The sequence below is a fragment of the Vogesella sp. EB genome (genome assembly GCF_001037925.1).
In the GTDB taxonomy this organism is placed as follows: Bacteria; Pseudomonadota; Gammaproteobacteria; order Burkholderiales; family Chromobacteriaceae; genus Vogesella; species Vogesella indigofera.
In genome coordinates this window covers 104,863-120,823 of sequence record NZ_LFDT01000005.1, presented here as the reverse complement: position 1 = coordinate 120,823, position 15,961 = coordinate 104,863, and the positions used below count along the sequence as shown (strand labels likewise).

At 65.2% G+C, this 15,961-nt stretch carries 15 protein-coding genes and 1 tRNA gene; 4 read left to right on the top strand and 12 right to left on the bottom strand.

Annotated elements, in window-relative coordinates; all coding sequences use genetic code 11:
- Positions 1 to 3: 3 nt before the first annotated feature.
- The 10 genes from rapZ to ACG97_RS04790 all read right to left on the bottom strand — a co-directional run bounded on the left by rapZ (position 4) and on the right by ACG97_RS04790 (position 7,532).
- Complete coding sequence (gene rapZ / locus ACG97_RS04835; protein ID WP_047966201.1) at positions 4 to 846, bottom strand: RNase adapter RapZ; 843 nt, start codon at positions 844 to 846, stop codon at positions 4 to 6.
- Positions 827 to 1,783, bottom strand: a complete 957-nt coding sequence (gene hprK / locus ACG97_RS04830; RefSeq protein WP_047966200.1) for an HPr(Ser) kinase/phosphatase — start codon at positions 1,781 to 1,783, stop codon at positions 827 to 829. The genes rapZ and hprK overlap by 20 nt, the downstream gene beginning before the upstream one ends.
- The gene (gene ptsN, locus ACG97_RS04825; protein WP_047966199.1) at positions 1,776 to 2,240 is read right to left on the bottom strand and encodes a PTS IIA-like nitrogen regulatory protein PtsN; all 465 of its coding nucleotides are present in this window, start codon (positions 2,238 to 2,240) and stop codon (positions 1,776 to 1,778) included. Before ptsN ends, hprK begins: the two co-directional genes overlap by 8 nt.
- A gap of 162 nt (positions 2,241 to 2,402) precedes the next feature.
- Complete coding sequence (hpf, locus tag ACG97_RS04820) at positions 2,403 to 2,723, bottom strand: ribosome hibernation-promoting factor, HPF/YfiA family (RefSeq protein WP_047966198.1); 321 nt, start codon at positions 2,721 to 2,723, stop codon at positions 2,403 to 2,405.
- A gap of 62 nt (positions 2,724 to 2,785) precedes the next feature.
- Positions 2,786 to 4,231, bottom strand: coding sequence for an RNA polymerase factor sigma-54 (locus tag ACG97_RS04815; protein WP_047966197.1), 1,446 nt, complete (start codon positions 4,229 to 4,231; stop codon positions 2,786 to 2,788).
- A gap of 3 nt (positions 4,232 to 4,234) precedes the next feature.
- Complete coding sequence (gene lptB / locus ACG97_RS04810) at positions 4,235 to 4,963, bottom strand: LPS export ABC transporter ATP-binding protein (protein ID WP_047966196.1); 729 nt, start codon at positions 4,961 to 4,963, stop codon at positions 4,235 to 4,237.
- Entirely contained in the window at positions 4,960 to 5,469 is a 510-nt protein-coding gene (gene lptA / locus ACG97_RS04805; RefSeq protein ID WP_047966195.1) for a lipopolysaccharide transport periplasmic protein LptA, read from the bottom strand. Before lptA ends, lptB begins: the two co-directional genes overlap by 4 nt.
- Entirely contained in the window at positions 5,459 to 6,022 is a 564-nt protein-coding gene (gene lptC / locus ACG97_RS04800) for an LPS export ABC transporter periplasmic protein LptC (protein WP_047966194.1), read from the bottom strand. The genes lptA and lptC overlap by 11 nt, the downstream gene beginning before the upstream one ends.
- Positions 6,019 to 6,543 (bottom strand): 3-deoxy-manno-octulosonate-8-phosphatase KdsC, encoded by a 525-nt coding sequence (gene kdsC, locus ACG97_RS04795; RefSeq protein ID WP_047966193.1) that lies wholly within the window; start codon positions 6,541 to 6,543, stop codon positions 6,019 to 6,021. Before kdsC ends, lptC begins: the two co-directional genes overlap by 4 nt.
- Before the next feature lie 8 nt (positions 6,544 to 6,551).
- Entirely contained in the window at positions 6,552 to 7,532 is a 981-nt protein-coding gene (locus tag ACG97_RS04790) for a KpsF/GutQ family sugar-phosphate isomerase (protein WP_047966192.1), read from the bottom strand.
- A 98-nt stretch (positions 7,533 to 7,630) separates the two neighbouring features.
- On the opposite strand from ACG97_RS04790, the gene ACG97_RS04785 reads away from it, so the two are divergent.
- A complete protein-coding gene (locus tag ACG97_RS04785; protein ID WP_047966191.1) occupies positions 7,631 to 9,598 on the top strand; it encodes a cation:proton antiporter in 1,968 nt (655 codons plus the stop codon).
- 286 nt (positions 9,599 to 9,884) lie between these two features.
- Here the strand turns inward: ACG97_RS04785 and ACG97_RS04780 are convergent, their stop codons facing one another.
- On the bottom strand, positions 9,885 to 12,059 hold the full coding sequence (locus ACG97_RS04780) for an AsmA family protein (RefSeq protein ID WP_047966190.1): 2,175 nt from the start codon (positions 12,057 to 12,059) through the stop codon (positions 9,885 to 9,887).
- 41 nt (positions 12,060 to 12,100) lie between these two features.
- Positions 12,101 to 12,174 (bottom strand) — tRNA-Gly (locus ACG97_RS04775).
- Between the two features lie 398 nt (positions 12,175 to 12,572).
- On the opposite strand from ACG97_RS04775, the gene ACG97_RS04770 reads away from it, so the two are divergent.
- The 3 genes from ACG97_RS04770 (at position 12,573) to ACG97_RS04760 (ending at position 15,822) form a co-directional block, all read left to right on the top strand.
- Entirely contained in the window at positions 12,573 to 13,895 is a 1,323-nt protein-coding gene (locus tag ACG97_RS04770) for a sodium-dependent transporter (protein ID WP_047966189.1), read from the top strand.
- A 107-nt stretch (positions 13,896 to 14,002) separates the two neighbouring features.
- Positions 14,003 to 15,001: an asparaginase gene (locus tag ACG97_RS04765; RefSeq protein ID WP_047966188.1), complete on the top strand. Its 999-nt coding sequence runs from the start codon at positions 14,003 to 14,005 to the stop codon at positions 14,999 to 15,001.
- 275 nt (positions 15,002 to 15,276) lie between these two features.
- Positions 15,277 to 15,822 carry an AAA family ATPase gene (locus ACG97_RS04760; protein ID WP_238377259.1) on the top strand — a complete coding sequence of 182 codons (546 nt, stop codon included), beginning with the start codon at positions 15,277 to 15,279 and terminating at the stop codon, positions 15,820 to 15,822.
- The last annotated feature ends 139 nt before the right edge of the window (positions 15,823 to 15,961 follow it).

Here is a 15,961-nt window from a genome sequence, read left to right as displayed (position 1 = left end):
GGCTTATTTTTTGGCGGGCAGCTGGCGGTGGCGCAGCAGGACCTGTTCGCCGGCAAAGGCCTTGGCCAGCTGTTCGGCGAGGTAGACCGAGCGGTGCTGGCCGCCAGTGCAGCCGATGGCGACGGTGACGTAGCTGCGGTTGTCCTGGCGGAAGCGCGGCAGCCAGTTTTGCAGGAACTGGCGGATGTCGGCCAGCATCTGCGCCACGCTGGCTTCGCCTTCGAAGAAGCGGCAGATCGCCTCGTCCTGGCCGGTCAGCGGCCGCAGCGCGACCTCGTAGTAGGGGTTGGGCAGGCAGCGCACGTCGAACACGAAGTCGGCGTCCAGCGGCAGGCCGTGCTTGAAGCCGAACGATTCGAACACCAGGGTCAGGCAGTCGGCATCGGCGTCGACCAGTACCTTGACCCAGGCGCGCAGCGCGTTGGCGGACAGGTGGCTGGTGTCGATGCGGTGGCCCAGCTCGTGGATGTGCTCCAGCATCTCGCGCTCGAGGCGGATGCACTCCTCCACCGTCAGGCCGTTGCCGGACAGCGGGTGGCGGCGCCGCGTTTCCGAGAAACGCTGGACCAGCACTTCGGTGGTGGCTTCCAGATAGATCAGGCGCACGTCGACCCGCATCGCTTTCAGGCTGGCCATCACCTCCGGCAATGCGGCCAACGTTGGTGCGGAACGGGTGTCGACGCTGATGGCGACATGCTGGTAACCCTGTTCGCTGTACAGCGCCACCACGTCGGTGAGCATGGTGGCCGGCAGGTTGTCGACGCAGTAGTAGCCGTTGTCTTCCAAGAGGCGCAGGGCGACGGACTTGCCGGAGCCGGACAGGCCGCTAATCAGAATCAGCTGCATGTTCCTGGTCCCGTAGCAGGTTGGTGTGGCGATCGATGAATTCGCGGGTACTGTCGATGCCGCGCAGCTGCAGGATGTAGTTGCGCACCGCCGCCTCGACCAGCACCGCCAGGTTGCGGCCGGCGGCCACCGGCAGGATCACCTTGCGCACGGTGACGCCGAGGATGTCCTGCGTCTCGGACTGGATGTTGAGCCGGTCCAGCGTCTGCATCGCCTGATCGTTGGCCTTCATCAGGTGGATGATCAGCTTCAGCACCTTCTTCGGACGCACCGCGGTTTCGCCGAAAATGGTGCGGATATTGAGGATGCCGAGGCCGCGCACCTCGAGGAAGTCGCGCAGCAGCGCCGGGCAGCGGCCTTCCAGCGTTTCCGGGCCGATGCGGTACAGTTCGACCGCGTCATCGGCAACCATGCCGTGGCCGCGCGAGATCAGTTCCAGCGCCAGCTCGCTCTTGCCCATCGCCGAATCGCCCATGATCAGCACGCCGATTTCCAGTACGTCGAGAAACACGCCGTGCATCACGGTGGAGACCGCCAGCGCGCGCGCCAGATAGATGCGCAGCACGTCCATCAGGTACGGGCTTTCCAGCGGCGTACTCATCAGCGGCACATTGTGGCTCTGGCAGTAGTCGCGCAGCAGGTTGGGCACCGGCTGTGCATTGGCGACGATCACCACCGCCATGGTGCGGTGGAACAGCTGGTCGAGGGCGGTCCGTGCCGCGGCCTGTTCCAGCTTGTTCAGGTATTCCACCTCCGCGAGGCCAAGGACCTGGACGCGGTTGGGGTGGATGAAGTTGAGGTGACCGACCAGTGCCTGGGTTGGCCGCTGTTCATCATTCGAAATCAGGTTGTCGGAGCCGGAACGGCCGGCGACCCAGCTCAGGTTGAGCTTGTGCTGATTGTCCTGGTACAGGCGGCGAACACTGATATTAGGCATGGTCTGGGGTGTCGGAAATCAGTTCAAACAGTTTCTGCGCATCGCAGGCGGGATCGTTCATCTGCTCGCGCAGCGCCTTGCTGGAGAAGCGCTGCGCCAGCTCGGACAACACCTGCAGGTGAATGTCGGTGGCTTGCTCCGGCACCAGCAGCACGAACAGCAGCGAGACCGGTTTGCCATCGGGGGCGTCGAACGGAATCGGCGCCTTCAGGCGGATGAAGATGCCGGTGGCTTCCTTCAGGCTCTTGATGCGGCCGTGCGGGATGGCGACGCCTTGTCCCAGGCCGGTGGAGCCGAGTTTTTCCCGGGCAAACAAACTGTCGAAGACATCGCTGCGCGCGATGGCGTGACTGTTTTCGACCATCAGGCCGACTTGTTCGAAGAGTCGTTTTTTGCTGGAAACGTCCATGTCAGCAATGACGTTGTCCACGGAGAGTATTTTACTGATCAAGCCCATAATGCCATTTGCCCGAAAAAATCGAGGGCCATTCTACGCCGAGTCCACGGAATACCATAGTGGAAAGCGCAGGATGATCGTCAGGAGAAAAAGCGGTAGCCAAAAAAAGAACGGATAAGCAAGCAGTGCTTGCATTATCCGTTTTTGTTCGGCAAATCCTGATCAGAGCGACGCTTGCTCTTGCGGTACCGGTGCGCGATGCTCGACCTGTTTTTCCTTGAATTTCAGTACCTGACGATCCAGTTTGTCAGTCAGCAGGTCGATGGCCGCGTACATGTCCGCTTCGGTGGCTTCGGCATGGATGTCCTTGCCTGCCAGGTGAACATTGACTTCGGCTTTCTGTACCAGTTTGTCGACAGACAGTGTCACGTTGACACCGATCACATTATCGACATGGCGGGTAATGCGTTCCAGTTTGCTTTCGATGTAGTCACGAAGCGCCGGGGTAACGTCGAGGTGGAGGCCGGTAATCTTGAGGTTCATACCCTAACTCCTTCTGTTGGTGCCATATCCGGACTGGGCATGGCGATCTTGTTATGAACAACCTAAAAAGTCTTGCGCTGGCTGACCGGCGGTATCTGCATGGCTTCACGATACTTGGCTACGGTGCGTCTTGCAACCTGAATACCTTGGGCGATCAGCTTGTCGGCAATGGCGCTGTCAGACAGCGGTTTGTTGTGGTCTTCCGCATCGATGATCTGCCGGATCAGTGCCTTGATCGCGGTGGCGGAACATTCGCCACCACTGTCAGTATCGACCGAACTGCCAAAGAAATATTTGAGTTCGAACAAGCCACGGCTGCACAGCAGGTATTTCTGCGTGGTGACGCGGGAGATGGTTGACTCATGCAGACCCAGTTCTTCCGCGATGTCTCGCAGGATAAGTGGGCGCATGGCCACTTCACCTTGTTCAAAGAACGCTTGCTGTCTGTCAACAATAGATTCTGCCACTTTCAGGATGGTGTCAAACCGTTGTTGAATGTTTTTTACCAGCCAGCGCGCCTCTTGCAGCTGGCCGCCCAGATTATGGCTGCTGCCCTTCTGTTGTAGCATGGCTGCATACATCTGGTTGACGCGCAGCTTCGGCAGCGTGCCCTGGTTGAGGCGCGCCACCCAGCGCTGCTGGCGTTTCACCACCAGGATGTCGGGGGCGACGTAGTGGGTCTCGCCCTGGTCGAAGCCGCTGCTGGGGCGCGGCCGCAGGCTGGCGAGCAGGGCGTGGGCGGTTTTCAGCTGCTGTTCGTCGATGGCGAGCAGCTTCTTGAGCTTGGTGAAGTCGCGGTTGCCCAAGAGCGGCAGGTGCTGCTGCACCATGTCCAGCGCCAGCTGGCGTACCGCGGCCGGTGCCGCGTGCTGCTGCAGTTGCAGGCAGAGGAATTCGGTGAGGTTGCGGCTGCCGATGCCGGTCGGCTCGAACTGGGTCAGCAGCTTGCGCAGGCACTCCAGCTCGTCGCCTTCCACTTCCAGCTCCAGCGGCAGCTCGGCGGCGATGTCGTCCAGCGAGGTCGGCAGATAGCCGTCGTCATCCAGCTCGTCGATCAGCAGCGACATCAGCGCCTTGTCGCGCTGGCTGAGCTGGGTTTCACCCATCTGCGCGGTTAAGTGCTCGCGCAGCGACGGCCGGCACGGGGTGTTGAGAATGGGGTCGAACTCGTCGTCGTCATCGTTGCGGCTGCTGCCGCTCCCGCTGCTGCCCCAGTCGCCGAGCAGCTCGCCGTCATCGCGGTTGCTTTCCGCTTCCGGCCGCTCCGGCTCGCTGCCGCTGTCCGACGCCGGCGTGTCGCCGCTGGGCGCCAGCACCGGTAACGGGCTGTCGGACTCGTCGGGGCTGTCGCTGCTGTCGGCGCGTTCCAGCAGCGGGTTTTCCAGCAGGTAGCGCTCCAGCTCGGTACTGAGATCCAGCGTCGACATCTGCAGCAGCTTGATCGATTGCTGCAACTGGGGGGTGAGCGTGAGTTGCTGGCTGGTTTTGAGCTGGAGGGTCTGTTTCATGGCTTACAGGTGGAAGTGTTCGCCCAGGTACACCTGGCGGACCTGTTCGTTCAGCACCAGCGCTTCCGGCAGGCCGGAGGCGAGCACGCTGCCCTCGGAGATGATGTAGGCGCGGTCACAGATGCGCAGCGTTTCGCGCACGTTGTGGTCGGTAATCAGCACGCCGATGCCGCGTTCCTTGAGGAAGGCGATGATCTTCTGGATGTCGATCACCGCGATGGGGTCGACGCCGGCAAACGGCTCGTCCAGCAGGATGAAGCGCGGGCGGGTGGCCAGCACGCGGGCGATTTCCACGCGGCGGCGTTCGCCACCGGACAGCGCCAGCGCGTTGCTGTCGCGCAGGTGGCTGATGTTGAGGTCGTCCAGCAGCAGGGTCAGCTCGTTTTCCAGCTCCTCGTCCTTCAGACCGGCAATTTCCAGCACCGCGCGGATGTTCTCGTCCACCGTCATTTTGCGGAAGATCGACGCTTCCTGCGGCAGATAGCCGAGACCGAGTCGCGCGCGCTGATGGATCGGCAGGTGGGTGATGGTCTGGCCGTCGAGGCGGATTTCGCCGGCATCGGCGGCGATCAGGCCGACCACCATGTAGAAGCTGGTGGTTTTGCCGGCGCCGTTGGGGCCGAGCAGGCCGACCACCTCGCCACTGGCGATCTCCAGCGACACGTCGCGCACCACGGTACGCTTCTTGAAGGTCTTCTTCAGGTGCTGGATGGAAAGCTGGCTCGGGGTCATGGCGTGCCCTGTGCTTTGGGCTGCAGGATCACCGTCACGCGGCCGCTGTTGCCGCTGGCGGCGGTGCCGCCGCTGGCCTGGTAGGTCTCGGTGGCGGTGTTGTAGACGATGACGGCGCCGCTGACCGAATCCTGGCCGCGCTTGACGCGGGCGTTGCCGGTCAGGGTGGCAAGGTTGGCCGCAGTGTTGTAGTTGACGTTGCTGGCGCTGCCTTCGACGTATTCATTGCTGCCGTCGACCTTCTGGCGGAAGGTGACCGGGCTGCCCTGCGCCTGCAGCTGCTGGTTGCCCTGCGCATCGCGGGTAACGGTCACGCGCTGCGCTTTCAGGTTCAGCGTGCCCTGCACCACCACGACATTGCCCTCCCATACCGTCACGCCTTTTTTCTGGTCCAGCGAGCCGCGGTCGGCAGACAGTTCGATCGGTTTTTCGCTGTCGGCCTTTTCAGCCATGACAGGGGCGCTCAGCACGAGGGCGGTCAGCGCGATCAGCACACTATGGCGCATAGGTAATCCTTACGTTGGACAGCAGGTTCAGCTGGCCGCTGTCCTGCTGGTAAATGAAGCCGGTCGATTTCAGTTGCGAGGTGCCGTAGTCGGCCACCAGCGGCGCGCGGTTGCTGGCGCTGCGCGCCACGGTGTCGACATGCAGCACCGAGGTCTGCAGCAGGATAGCCGGGGCGTCGGCGGTGGCCTTGCGTTCCCAGCGCACATTATCACTGAAGTCCGCCGTTTTCTGCTGCTTGTGGTAGCGCCCGGCCGCGGCCGTCACCGTGTAGTCGGGGAGGCCCTGCAGGAAGACTTCGATACGCGGCTTGCTGAGATAGACATTCGGATTGCGCGGCAGTTGCCACATCTGGGTCGCCTGCAGGTATTGCTGCGGCCGGCCCTGGGCGTCGAAGCGCTTTGCCGTCAGCCGGTTGATGGTGTACTCCGGGCGGCTCAGGTCGATCTTGCCCGGCGCATCGCCGCGCTGCATGGTCAGCACGTTGAGCCAGAAGGCGAGCAGGGCCATGCCCAGCATCAGGCCCAGCGGAAACAGGCGGGCGGCGCGGTTCATGCCAGGTAGCCGGCCATCAGGCGGTCGTAGTTGCCCTGCGCCTGCAGGATCAGCTCGCACAGCTCGCGCACTGCGCCCTGGCCGCCGCTGCAACCGGTGACGAAGTGGGCGTGCTGGCGCACGAAGCTGGGCGCGTCCGGTACCGCCACCGCCAGGCCGACGCGGCTCATCACCGGCAGGTCGATGACGTCGTCGCCGATGTAGGCGCAGTCTTCGGCGGTGAGGCCGGTTTTGTGCAGCAGTTCGGCAAACGCGGTGCGCTTGTCGTGTACGCCGGCGTAGTAGTGGTCGATGCCGAGGCCGCGGGCGCGGTGGGCGACGCCGGGGGCGTCGCGGCCGGTGATGATCGCCAGCTGTACGCCGGTGGACTGCAGCATGCGCAGGCCGTGACCGTCCAGGGTGTTGAACGCTTTCAGCTCTTCGCCGCTGGCGGTGATGAAGATGCGGCCGTCGGTCAGCACGCCGTCCACATCCATGATCAGCAGTCGCGTGCGTTTGGCCAGTTCGGTGATGGTTTGCATGGTGTCTCTCAGACCACGCCTGCCTTGAGCAGGTCGTGCATGTTCAGGGCGCCCACCAGATTGCCGGCGCGGTCGGTAACCAGCAGGCCGTTGATCTTGTGGTGTTCCATTTCGTTGGCCGCTTCGGTGGCCAGACGGTGTGACTCGATGGTGCGCGGCTGGCGTGCCATCACGTCGTCGATGCGCAGGCCGGCCAGATCCAGGCTCTTGTCCAGCGTGCGGCGCAGGTCGCCGTCGGTGAAGATGCCGAGCAGCTGGCCGTCGGCGGCACAGACCGCGGTCATGCCGAGGCCCTTGCGCGTCATCTCCAGCAGCGCGTCCTTCAGGCTGCTGCCGCTGTTGACCCGCGGCAGCGCCTCGCCGCCGTGCATCAGGTCGCTGATGTGGACCAGCAGCTTGCGGCCGAGGCTGCCGCCGGGATGCGACAGCGCGAAGTCTTCCGGCTTGAAGTCGCGTGCGTCGAGCAGCGCCACCGCCAGCGCGTCGCCCAGCGCCAGCGCCGCGGTGGTGCTGGCGGTCGGCGCCAGCCCCAGCGGGCAGGCTTCCTTCTCCACACCGGCGTCGAGGTGGATGCTGGCCTCGGTCGCCAGCGTCGATTGCGGGCGCCCGGTCAGTGCGATGATCGGCACGCCCTTGCGCTTCAGCGCCGGCAACAGCGCCAGCAACTCGTCGCTCTCGCCGGAGTTGGACAGCGCCAGCAGGATGTCGCGTTCGGTCAGCATGCCGAGGTCGCCGTGGGCGGCTTCTGCCGGATGCATGAAAAACGCCGGCGTGCCGGTGCTGGCCAGCGTGGCGGCGATCTTGTTGCCGATGTGGCCGGACTTGCCCATGCCGCTGACCACCACCCGGCCTTCGCAGGCCAGGATCAGGGCGACCGCCGCGCTGAAGCTGTCGTCCAGTCGCGACGCCAGCCGGGTAATGGCGGCGGCCTCGATGGCGAGGACGTCGCGCGCCAGCGCGAGGCAGGATTGTTTTTGGTCATTTTTCATAATGCGCAATTATATCAGCTTATAATCTCCGGGCACTGCCTGGCAGGTGCAAGTTTTGCTTGAGCGCCATTCAATTCTCTTCTGGAGCCGTTTTTTCGATGCACTCCCTGTCTCCCATCGTGTTGGTATTGCTGGTCGCCGTGCTGGCGGTGACCGCGTGCCGCAGTCTGCGCGTACCACCCATGCTGGGTTACCTGGTGGTCGGTTTCATGGCCGGCCCCGGCGTGATGAGCCTGATCCCGCAGGGCGAGGAGACCGAATTCCTCGGCGAAATCGGCATCGTGTTCATGATGTTCTCCATCGGGCTGGAGTTCTCGCTGGCCAAGCTGAAGGCGATGCGGCAGCTGGTGTTCGGCATCGGCCTCGCGCAGGTGTTGCTGACCCTGTTCCTGATCGGCGCCATCGTGTGGTGGCTGACCGGCAGTCCGCTGGCCGGCTTTGCCGTCGGCGGTGCGCTGGCGCTGTCGTCGACGGCCATCGTCAGCAAGCTGCTGTCGGAGCGGCTGGAAATGGCGCAGCCGCACGGCCAGCTGGCGATCGGCGTGCTGCTGTTCCAGGACTTGGCGGTGGTGCCGCTGCTGATCCTGCTGCCGGCGTTTGCGGCCAACTCTGACCGGCTGTGGATGGACCTTGGCCTCGCGCTGGTCAAGGTGGTGGTGGTGATGAGCCTGCTGCTGGTGTTCGGCCAGCGCCTGATGCGGCCGTGGTTCCACCTGGTGGCACGGCAGCGCTCCGGCGAGCTGTTCACCATCAACGTGCTGCTGGTGACGCTGGGCATTGCCTTTCTCACCCAGTTGGCCGGCCTGTCGCTGGCGCTGGGCGCCTTCGTCGCCGGCATGCTGATCTCGGAAACGGAGTACCGCTTCCAGGTGGAGGAGGATATCAAGCCGTTCCGCGACATCCTGCTCGGTTTCTTTTTCGTTACCGTTGGCATGAAGCTGGACATCGGCGTGCTGCTCGACCGTGCCGGCGACATCGGCGTGATGCTGCTGCTGTTGCTGCCGGTGAAGCTGGCGGTGGTGTACCTGCTGGCGCGGCTGTTCGGCCATCGTGCCAGGGACAGCCTGAAAGGCGCGCTGGCGCTGGCGCAGGGCGGCGAATTCGGCTTCGTGCTGCTGGCGCTGTCCGGCAACCTGGGGCTGATCTCGTCGCCGGTGGAGCAGTCGGCGCTGGCGGCGATCGTGCTGTCGATGCTGGTGGCGCCGTTCCTGATCCAGCACGCCGAGCGCATCTGCAGCCGCCTGATCAAGCAGGACTGGGCGCTGCAGGCGGTGGACCTGCACCAGGTACTGGTGCAGAGCATGGCCAAGGACGAACACGTGATCATCTGCGGCTACGGCCGCAGCGGCCAGTCGCTGGCGCGCCTGCTGGAGGCGGAGGGCATTTCCTTTTTCGCGCTGGACATGGACCCGGAGCGGGTGCGCGAGGCGGGCGAGGCGGGGGACCCGGTGGTGTTCGGCGATGCCGCCAAGCGCGAGGTGCTGATGGCGGCCGGCGCGATGCGCGCCAAGACGGTGGTGATCACCTTTGCCGATACCCATGCCTCGGAGCGCATCATCCACATGGTGCACGACCTGCGCCGCGACCTGCCGGTGATCGTGCGTACCATCGACGACTCCGACATCACCCGCCTGCGCGAAGCCGGCGCCGACGAGGTGGTGGCCGAGGTGATGGAAGGTAGCCTGATGCTGGCCTCGCACGCGCTGATGGTGATGGGGGTGCCAATGAGCCGCGTGCTGCGCCGCATCCGCACCGTGCGCGAACAGCGCTACAGCCTGTTCACCGGCTTCTTCCGCGGCGCCAGCGACGAGCTGGACGGCATCGACGACAGCGATCAGCCGCGCCTGCTCAGCGTGCAACTGGTGGCTGGCGCCCACGCCATCGGCATGCCGCTGGGCGGGGTGAAGCTGGACAGCCTCGGCGTCGGGGTGCGCGGCATCCGCCGTCGCAACGTCCGTCTCGCCCACGTGGCCGCGGATTCGGAATTGCAGGAAGGCGACGTGCTGGTGCTGCTCGGCCGGCCGGCGGCGCTGGCGCAGGCGGAGGCGTTGCTGCTGCAGGGCTAGTGGCGCTTGGACTGTTGCCGGAGATGGCGGCCAACCTTGGCTTCAGGGTTGGCCGCCATTTTTTTGGGTCCGCTGCGGTGTCGCGACATCGGGTTTGACGGCGGGGGGCGGTGCGCATGGCGCGGGCGGGCGGTTGCTGAGTGTCGACAGTAACAGCGTCCCCAGTGTTCACCCGCGGTACCGTGAGGCCTGCAGCTGTCAGCATGGTGAGCCGAGCGGTAGAAAGCATTGCGGCCAACCTTGATGCCAAGGTTGGCCGCAATCAATGCTTCGTACCCGGCTGCGTCTACGGTGCCGGCTTGACCGGCAGGATGCTGGTGATCTGCTTGCCCAGTTCCTGCTTCAGCACCTGCTGTTTCTCGCCCTCGGTTTTCTTGCCCTTGACCATGGCGTTGAAGTCCAGCGAGTACACCGGCTGCTGCAGCGGGCCGGTGATCTTCAGCGGGATGCTGATGCCGCCCAGCCTGGCGAAGGCACTGGGGTTGGCCTGCACGTCCAGCGTGTAGTCGATGATGCTCTGCGTCAGGTCGAACTTGCCGCTGCCGCGGACATTGACCAGCGACGATGCCAGCTTCATGTCCTGGTTGCGCGCCACGCCGTCCTGCAGCTCGAACTGTGCCGACAGCGCGGAGAAGGTAGTTTTCTGGTCCGGCGCGGTGCTGACCGGGCCGTTCCAGCGTTCGCTCTCGCCGGGCAGGTCGCGCAGCGCGGCGACGAGGTCGATACCGGTCAGCGCGCCGCGCTCCAGCCGCGCGGCGACCTTGCCGTTGAGGGTGTTGCGTAGCGCCTGCAGCGATTGCCCCTTTGCCTCCAGCTGCACCCAGCCGTTGCCGCTGCCTTCGATGCGGCTGAAGGCGAACAGGTCCAGCATTAGCGGCCGGATCTGCATCCCGGTCAGCTCCTGCTGCAGCGTCAGCCGCGGGATGCGCTCGCGGAACAGCGTGGCACGGCCGGTGAGGTGGCCTTCGTAGATGTCGGCGGTGAGGTTGTCCAGCTGCAGCTGCTGCGGAGTGCCGGTGACATCGGCGTTGATGCCGTTGACGCGGAAATTGCCGACCGCCAGCTCGCCGATGGCGAGCTTGCCCTGCACATTGATGAAGTCCATCCAGTCGAGGCGGAACGGCTTGTCGTTCTGGAACAGCGCCACCGCCTGCTCCGCCTTCTGTTCCGGCAGGTAGCGGTTGAGGTCGAGCTTGCCGATCGACAGCGTCGCCTCGTGGCGCGGCGCGACAAAACCGTACTGGGTGATGGTGGAGGCGAGCTTGGCGCCGTCCAGCTCGCCGCTGACGCGCAGGTTGAGGCGGCTGTCGGCGAGGTCGCCTTCCAGCGCGCCCTGCAGCGTGGCGCGCAGTTGGCCGCGCGGCAGTTCCGGTGTCTTCAGGTGTGCCGACAGCGTCAGCGGGCTCATGCTGAGCAGGCTGAACTGCGCCAGCTTCAACGGCGCCTGTACCACCATGTTCAGCGAGTGCGGGCCGACGCTCCACGAGAAGTCGTTATTGCTGCTGGCGGCGAACAGGCCGTTCTGGTTGAGCTGCAGCTGTGCCAGCCGGCTGCTGAAACGGTACTGCGTGCGCTGGTAGCTGATGTTGCCGCTGAGGCTGGCCGCCGGCGTGTTCAGTTCGCTGAGACTGGCGCTGACGGTGGGGATCAGGATCTCGCTGTGGCTGCTCGGCTTGGTGGTGTCGATGGCGACCTTCAGCGCCTCGCCCTGCGCCAGCAGCGTGGCCAGGTTCAGCTGCAGCTTGCCGCTGGCGTTGACGCGGATCTCGCCCAGCTCTTCGCTGCTGCTGATGGCGGTGGCGCTGAATTGCGGAATGTCGATCTGGTCGTCGTTGCGGGTGAACGGCGCGGTTAGCGACAGGTTCACCAGCCGGCCGCCGCTTTGCAGGCGGCCGCCGAACGCCATCTGCGCATTGGCGCGCAGTTCGTCGGCCAGCAGGCTGGCGTCCTCCAGCTTCAGCAGCTGGCCGTTGACGCGGTCCTGGTATTCCAGGCGGGTGCCGTTGATGGCCAGCGAATCGAGGTTGAACATGAACTTGCTCGACGGGCGGCTGCGCAGCAGGTCGGCAAAATTGAGGCTGCCGTCGGTCTGCCGCACCACGGTCAGCTGTGCGTCGTGCAGCGCGACATGGGTGATTTCCAGGCGGCCGAACAGCAGCGGCAGCCACGCCAGCCGCGCCTCGATCTGCGCGACGTGGGCAAACGGGGTCTTGCCGTCCTGTTCGCTGACGCGCACCTCGCTGATTTCCAGCCCCGGCGACGGCAACAGCATCGGCGAAATGGTGCCGCCTATGCTCAGCGTGCGGCCGCTGTCGGCCAGCGAACGCTCCAGGTTGCGGCGCGCGCTGTCGGCGTCAAAACGGGTAAAGAACAGCGTCAGGATGGCAACGAACAGGATGCCCAGTGTCAGCAGCGTATAGACGGAGATTTTGAGCCATAGCCGGCCGGAGTTCCAGTTCATGGGCGTGCGGTTCTGGGACGGTCAAAGGGGGAGGGCGGTCATGGAGCGGGTGAAGGGAATCGAACCCTCGTCGTAAGCTTGGGAAGCTTCTGCTCTACCATTGAGCTACACCCGCACAAGGCGAGCGCAGAGTATACGCATAGCGGGTGCGGCTTGCAACGCAGCCGTGGCCGCCAGCGGTTTCCCTGCGCCGGAAGACATGGTATTTTCGCCGATTGTATTCCGTATACAGGACCGCCCCTGCCGACATGGCCGCGGGCGGTCGTGGCTTTCTGACAAGGCCATGCGTTCTTTCCCGAGCGGGCGGCGGCGCGCAGTCAACCGGTACTGCGCCTGCCTGGCCCGCGACGGACAGCCTACCCGGCTGCAGTCATCCGTCAACCGGCAGCAATCATGCCGGCCGGCGGCTGCAACGAGCGCCAGACGAGTCGCCCGGTTCACCGACCTGGCGGTTTCTTGCGCAGCCGGCTATCCGCCGGCGGTTTTCGTTCCGTTTTTGAAAAGAAGTGATGTATGGCTAGATCTCAATGGGGCTCGCGCCTCGGTTTCATCCTGGCAGCAACCGGCTCGGCCATCGGCCTGGGCGCAATCTGGAAATTCCCCTACGTGGCCGCCACCAATGGCGGCGGGGCGTTCCTGCTGATTTACTTCCTGATCTGTCTCAGTGTCGGCCTCGCGCTGATGCTGGGCGAAATGGCACTCGGCCGCGCCGCCGGCAACAGCGCGGTCGGCACCTTCCGCGATCTGCGCGGTGGTCGCTGGCCGCTGGTCGGCTTCGTCGGCGTGCTGGTGTGTTTCTTGGTTTACTCTTTCTATAGTGTGGTCGGCGGCTGGACCATCGCCTATATCGGCAAGTCGTTCGGCGGCGAGATCCTGACTTCCGACGCCAAGGTGCTGGGCGATATCTTCAACGGCTTCATCACCGATCCGGCGCTGCCGCTGCTGTATCACGGGCTGTTTGCCGGCCTGACGCTGGCGGTGGTGATCGGCGGCGTGCAGAAGGGCATCGAGAACCTGTCGAAATTCCTGATGCCGGCGCTGTTCGTGCTGATGCTGGTGCTGATCGCGCGCGCGCTGACCCTGCCCGGTGCGATGGAAGGCTTGCTGTATTTCCTGACCCCGGACTTCTCCAAGGTCAGCGGCAGCATGCTGGTCGATGCCATGGGGCTGGCGTTTTTCTCGCTGTCGCTGGGCATGGGCATCATGATCACCTACGGCTCCTACGTCGATAAGGAGGCCAACCTGCTCAGCTCCTCGCTGTGGGTGATCGCGCTGACGGTGCTGACCTGCTTCCTTGCCGGACTGATGGTGCTGCCGGCGGTGTTTGCCTTCGGTTTCGATCCGTCGGCCGGCCCGGGGTTGACCTTCATCACCATGCCGGCGGTGTTCGCGCAGATGGTGGGCGGCCAGCTGTTTGCGGTGCTGTTCTTCTTCCTGCTGCTGGTGGCGGCGCTGACCTCGTCGGTGTCGCTGCTGGAGGTGGTGGTCAGTTTCGTGATCGACGAGTTCAAGGTTGGCCGCAAGGCGGCGGCGCTGGGCGTGTCGCTGCTGGTGTTCCTGCTCGGCATTCCGGCGTCGCTGTCGCTGGGTATCTGGAGCGAGTACACCGTGTTCGGCCTCGGCTTCTTCGACCTGCTCGACTTCCTCACCTCCAAGCTGCTGATGCCGGTGGGCGAGGTATTGCTGGCGATCTTCGTCGGCTGGAAGGTGTGGCCGGTGATCGAGGCCGAGCTGTCCGCCGGCGAGCGGGTGCCGGCCTGGTTGCGGGCGATGCGCGGCTTCTGCCGCTACGTGGCGCCGGCGCTGATCGCCGGCATCCTGGTGCACAATCTGTAACCGTCACCAGCGGCGTGGCCTCCGGCACGGAGCCACGCCGTTTTTCCGTCGGCCCGCCACCGCGGGCGACGCCTATCATTTAGTCATTGTTGTCAGGAGTACCTGTGATGAAGCGACTGCTCATTCTTTATACCGGCGGCACCATCGGCATGGACCACACCCCCGAGGGGCTGGCGCCGGTGCCCGGCTTCCTGCCGCAACAGCTGGCGCGGCTGGCGCGCGACGGGGTGAGCTGGGAGGTGCGCGAATACGCGCCGCTGCTGGACTCGTCGGCGATCACGCTGGCCGACTGGCAGCGGCTGGTGGCCGATATTGCGGCCAACCATGACGCCTTCGACGGCTTTGTGGTGATCCACGGTACCGACACCATGGCCTATACCGCCAGCGTGCTGGCGTTCTGCCTGCAGGGGCTGGCCAAGCCGGTGGTGGTCACCGGCTCGCAGCTGCCGCTGGTGCATCCGCGCAGCGACGGCTGGGGCAACCTCGCCGACGCGATCGAGGCCGCCTGCCAGAGCGAGCTGCACGAGGTGGCGATCAGCTTCAACCGCCTGCTGCTGCGCGGCGTGCGTGCGCGCAAACTGGACGCCGCCAGCTTTGCCGGCTTCGACAGCCCCAATGCGCCGCCGCTGGCGCAGTTCGGCATCCAGCCGCAGTGGCACCGCGCCGGCTGGCGCCAGGCCAGCGGCCCGTTCCGGCCGCAGCTGCCGGCCAGCCCCGACATCCGCTGCGGCATGCTGCTGCCCGGCGCGATGGCGGCGGCGTTCGGTCGCTGGCTGGCGCAGGACACGCCCGACGCGGCAATCCTGCTCAGCTACGGCAACGGCAACACCCCGGCCGACGCCGAATTGCTGGCCGGGGTAAAGGCCGCCAGCGCCAGGGGCTGCGTGGTACTGAACCTGACGCAGTGCGTGCGTGGCGCGGTGGCGGTTGGCGCCTACGCGGCCAGCCAGCCGCTGGCGCAGGCCGGTGCGGTGGCCGGTGGCGACATGACGCCGGAGGCGGCGCAGGCCAAGCTGCTGTGGCTGCTGTCGCAGCCGCTGAGTCCCGCAGAAGTTCGTGCGCGACTGGCGGAAGACTGCCGCGGCGAGCTGACGCCGGCTGCCTAAAAAACAGGCGCCGTCTTTTTCCGCCTGCCGGATCAAGGGCTTGTGCCGCTTGTCCACAGGCCGCCCACAGCGCTATGCAGTCCGGCCGTGGGTAAATCGCCGCCACTGCCTGTTTTTTGTGCAGCGCACGGCTTGCCCTTTGCCATCAGTCAGTTAGCGCAGTTGTCCACAGCGCGTACACATGCCGCCCACACTGCTGTCCCCGCAGCGTGTGGGCGTTTTCCGTGTGGCCGGTGCACAGCGTATAATGGCGGCTTATGTTGCCGACTTATCCCGTGCCGTTACGGCTTGCCATTGTCGGGCCGGAGTCCTGCGGCAAGAGCACGTTGGCCGCCGAGCTGGGTGCCGCCTTGCAGGCGCAGGGTATCGCCGCCGCGTGGGTGCCGGAGTACGCGCGCCAGTATTACGCCGCGCGCGCCTACCACGTCAGCCCCGCCGACATCCTGGCGATTGCCCGCGGCCAGCTGGCGGCCGAAGCCGCCGCCGCGGCCAGTGGCGCCCGCGTGCTGCTGTGCGACACCACGGTGCTGACCTGCCGCATCTGGGCCGAGGTGGCGTTCGGCGCCGCCGAGCCGGCGTTGCTGGCGCTGGACCGGCCGCAGGACTACGCGCTGACGCTGCTGGCCTGTCCCGACATCCCGTGGCAGCCGGACCCGCTGCGCAGCCATCCGCAGCAGCGCGACTGGCTGTTCGGCCTGTATCAACAGGCGCTGGCCGACGCCGGCGTCACGCCGCTGCTGCTGGCCGGGACGCGGCAGGCAAGGTTGGCCGCAGCGTGGCGCGCGCTGCAGCAGTGGCTGCCGCAGCTGCCCAATTTTTGAACAGCCGCGACTTTTCCCTGTCTGATCAGGAGCTTGTGGCGCTTGTCCACAGCCACTCAACAGCCCTGTCCCGTCGCGGTGTGGAAAGTCTGGCGTGATTGCCCAAAAAATGGGCAGCGTGAAAATGACTAATTTGATC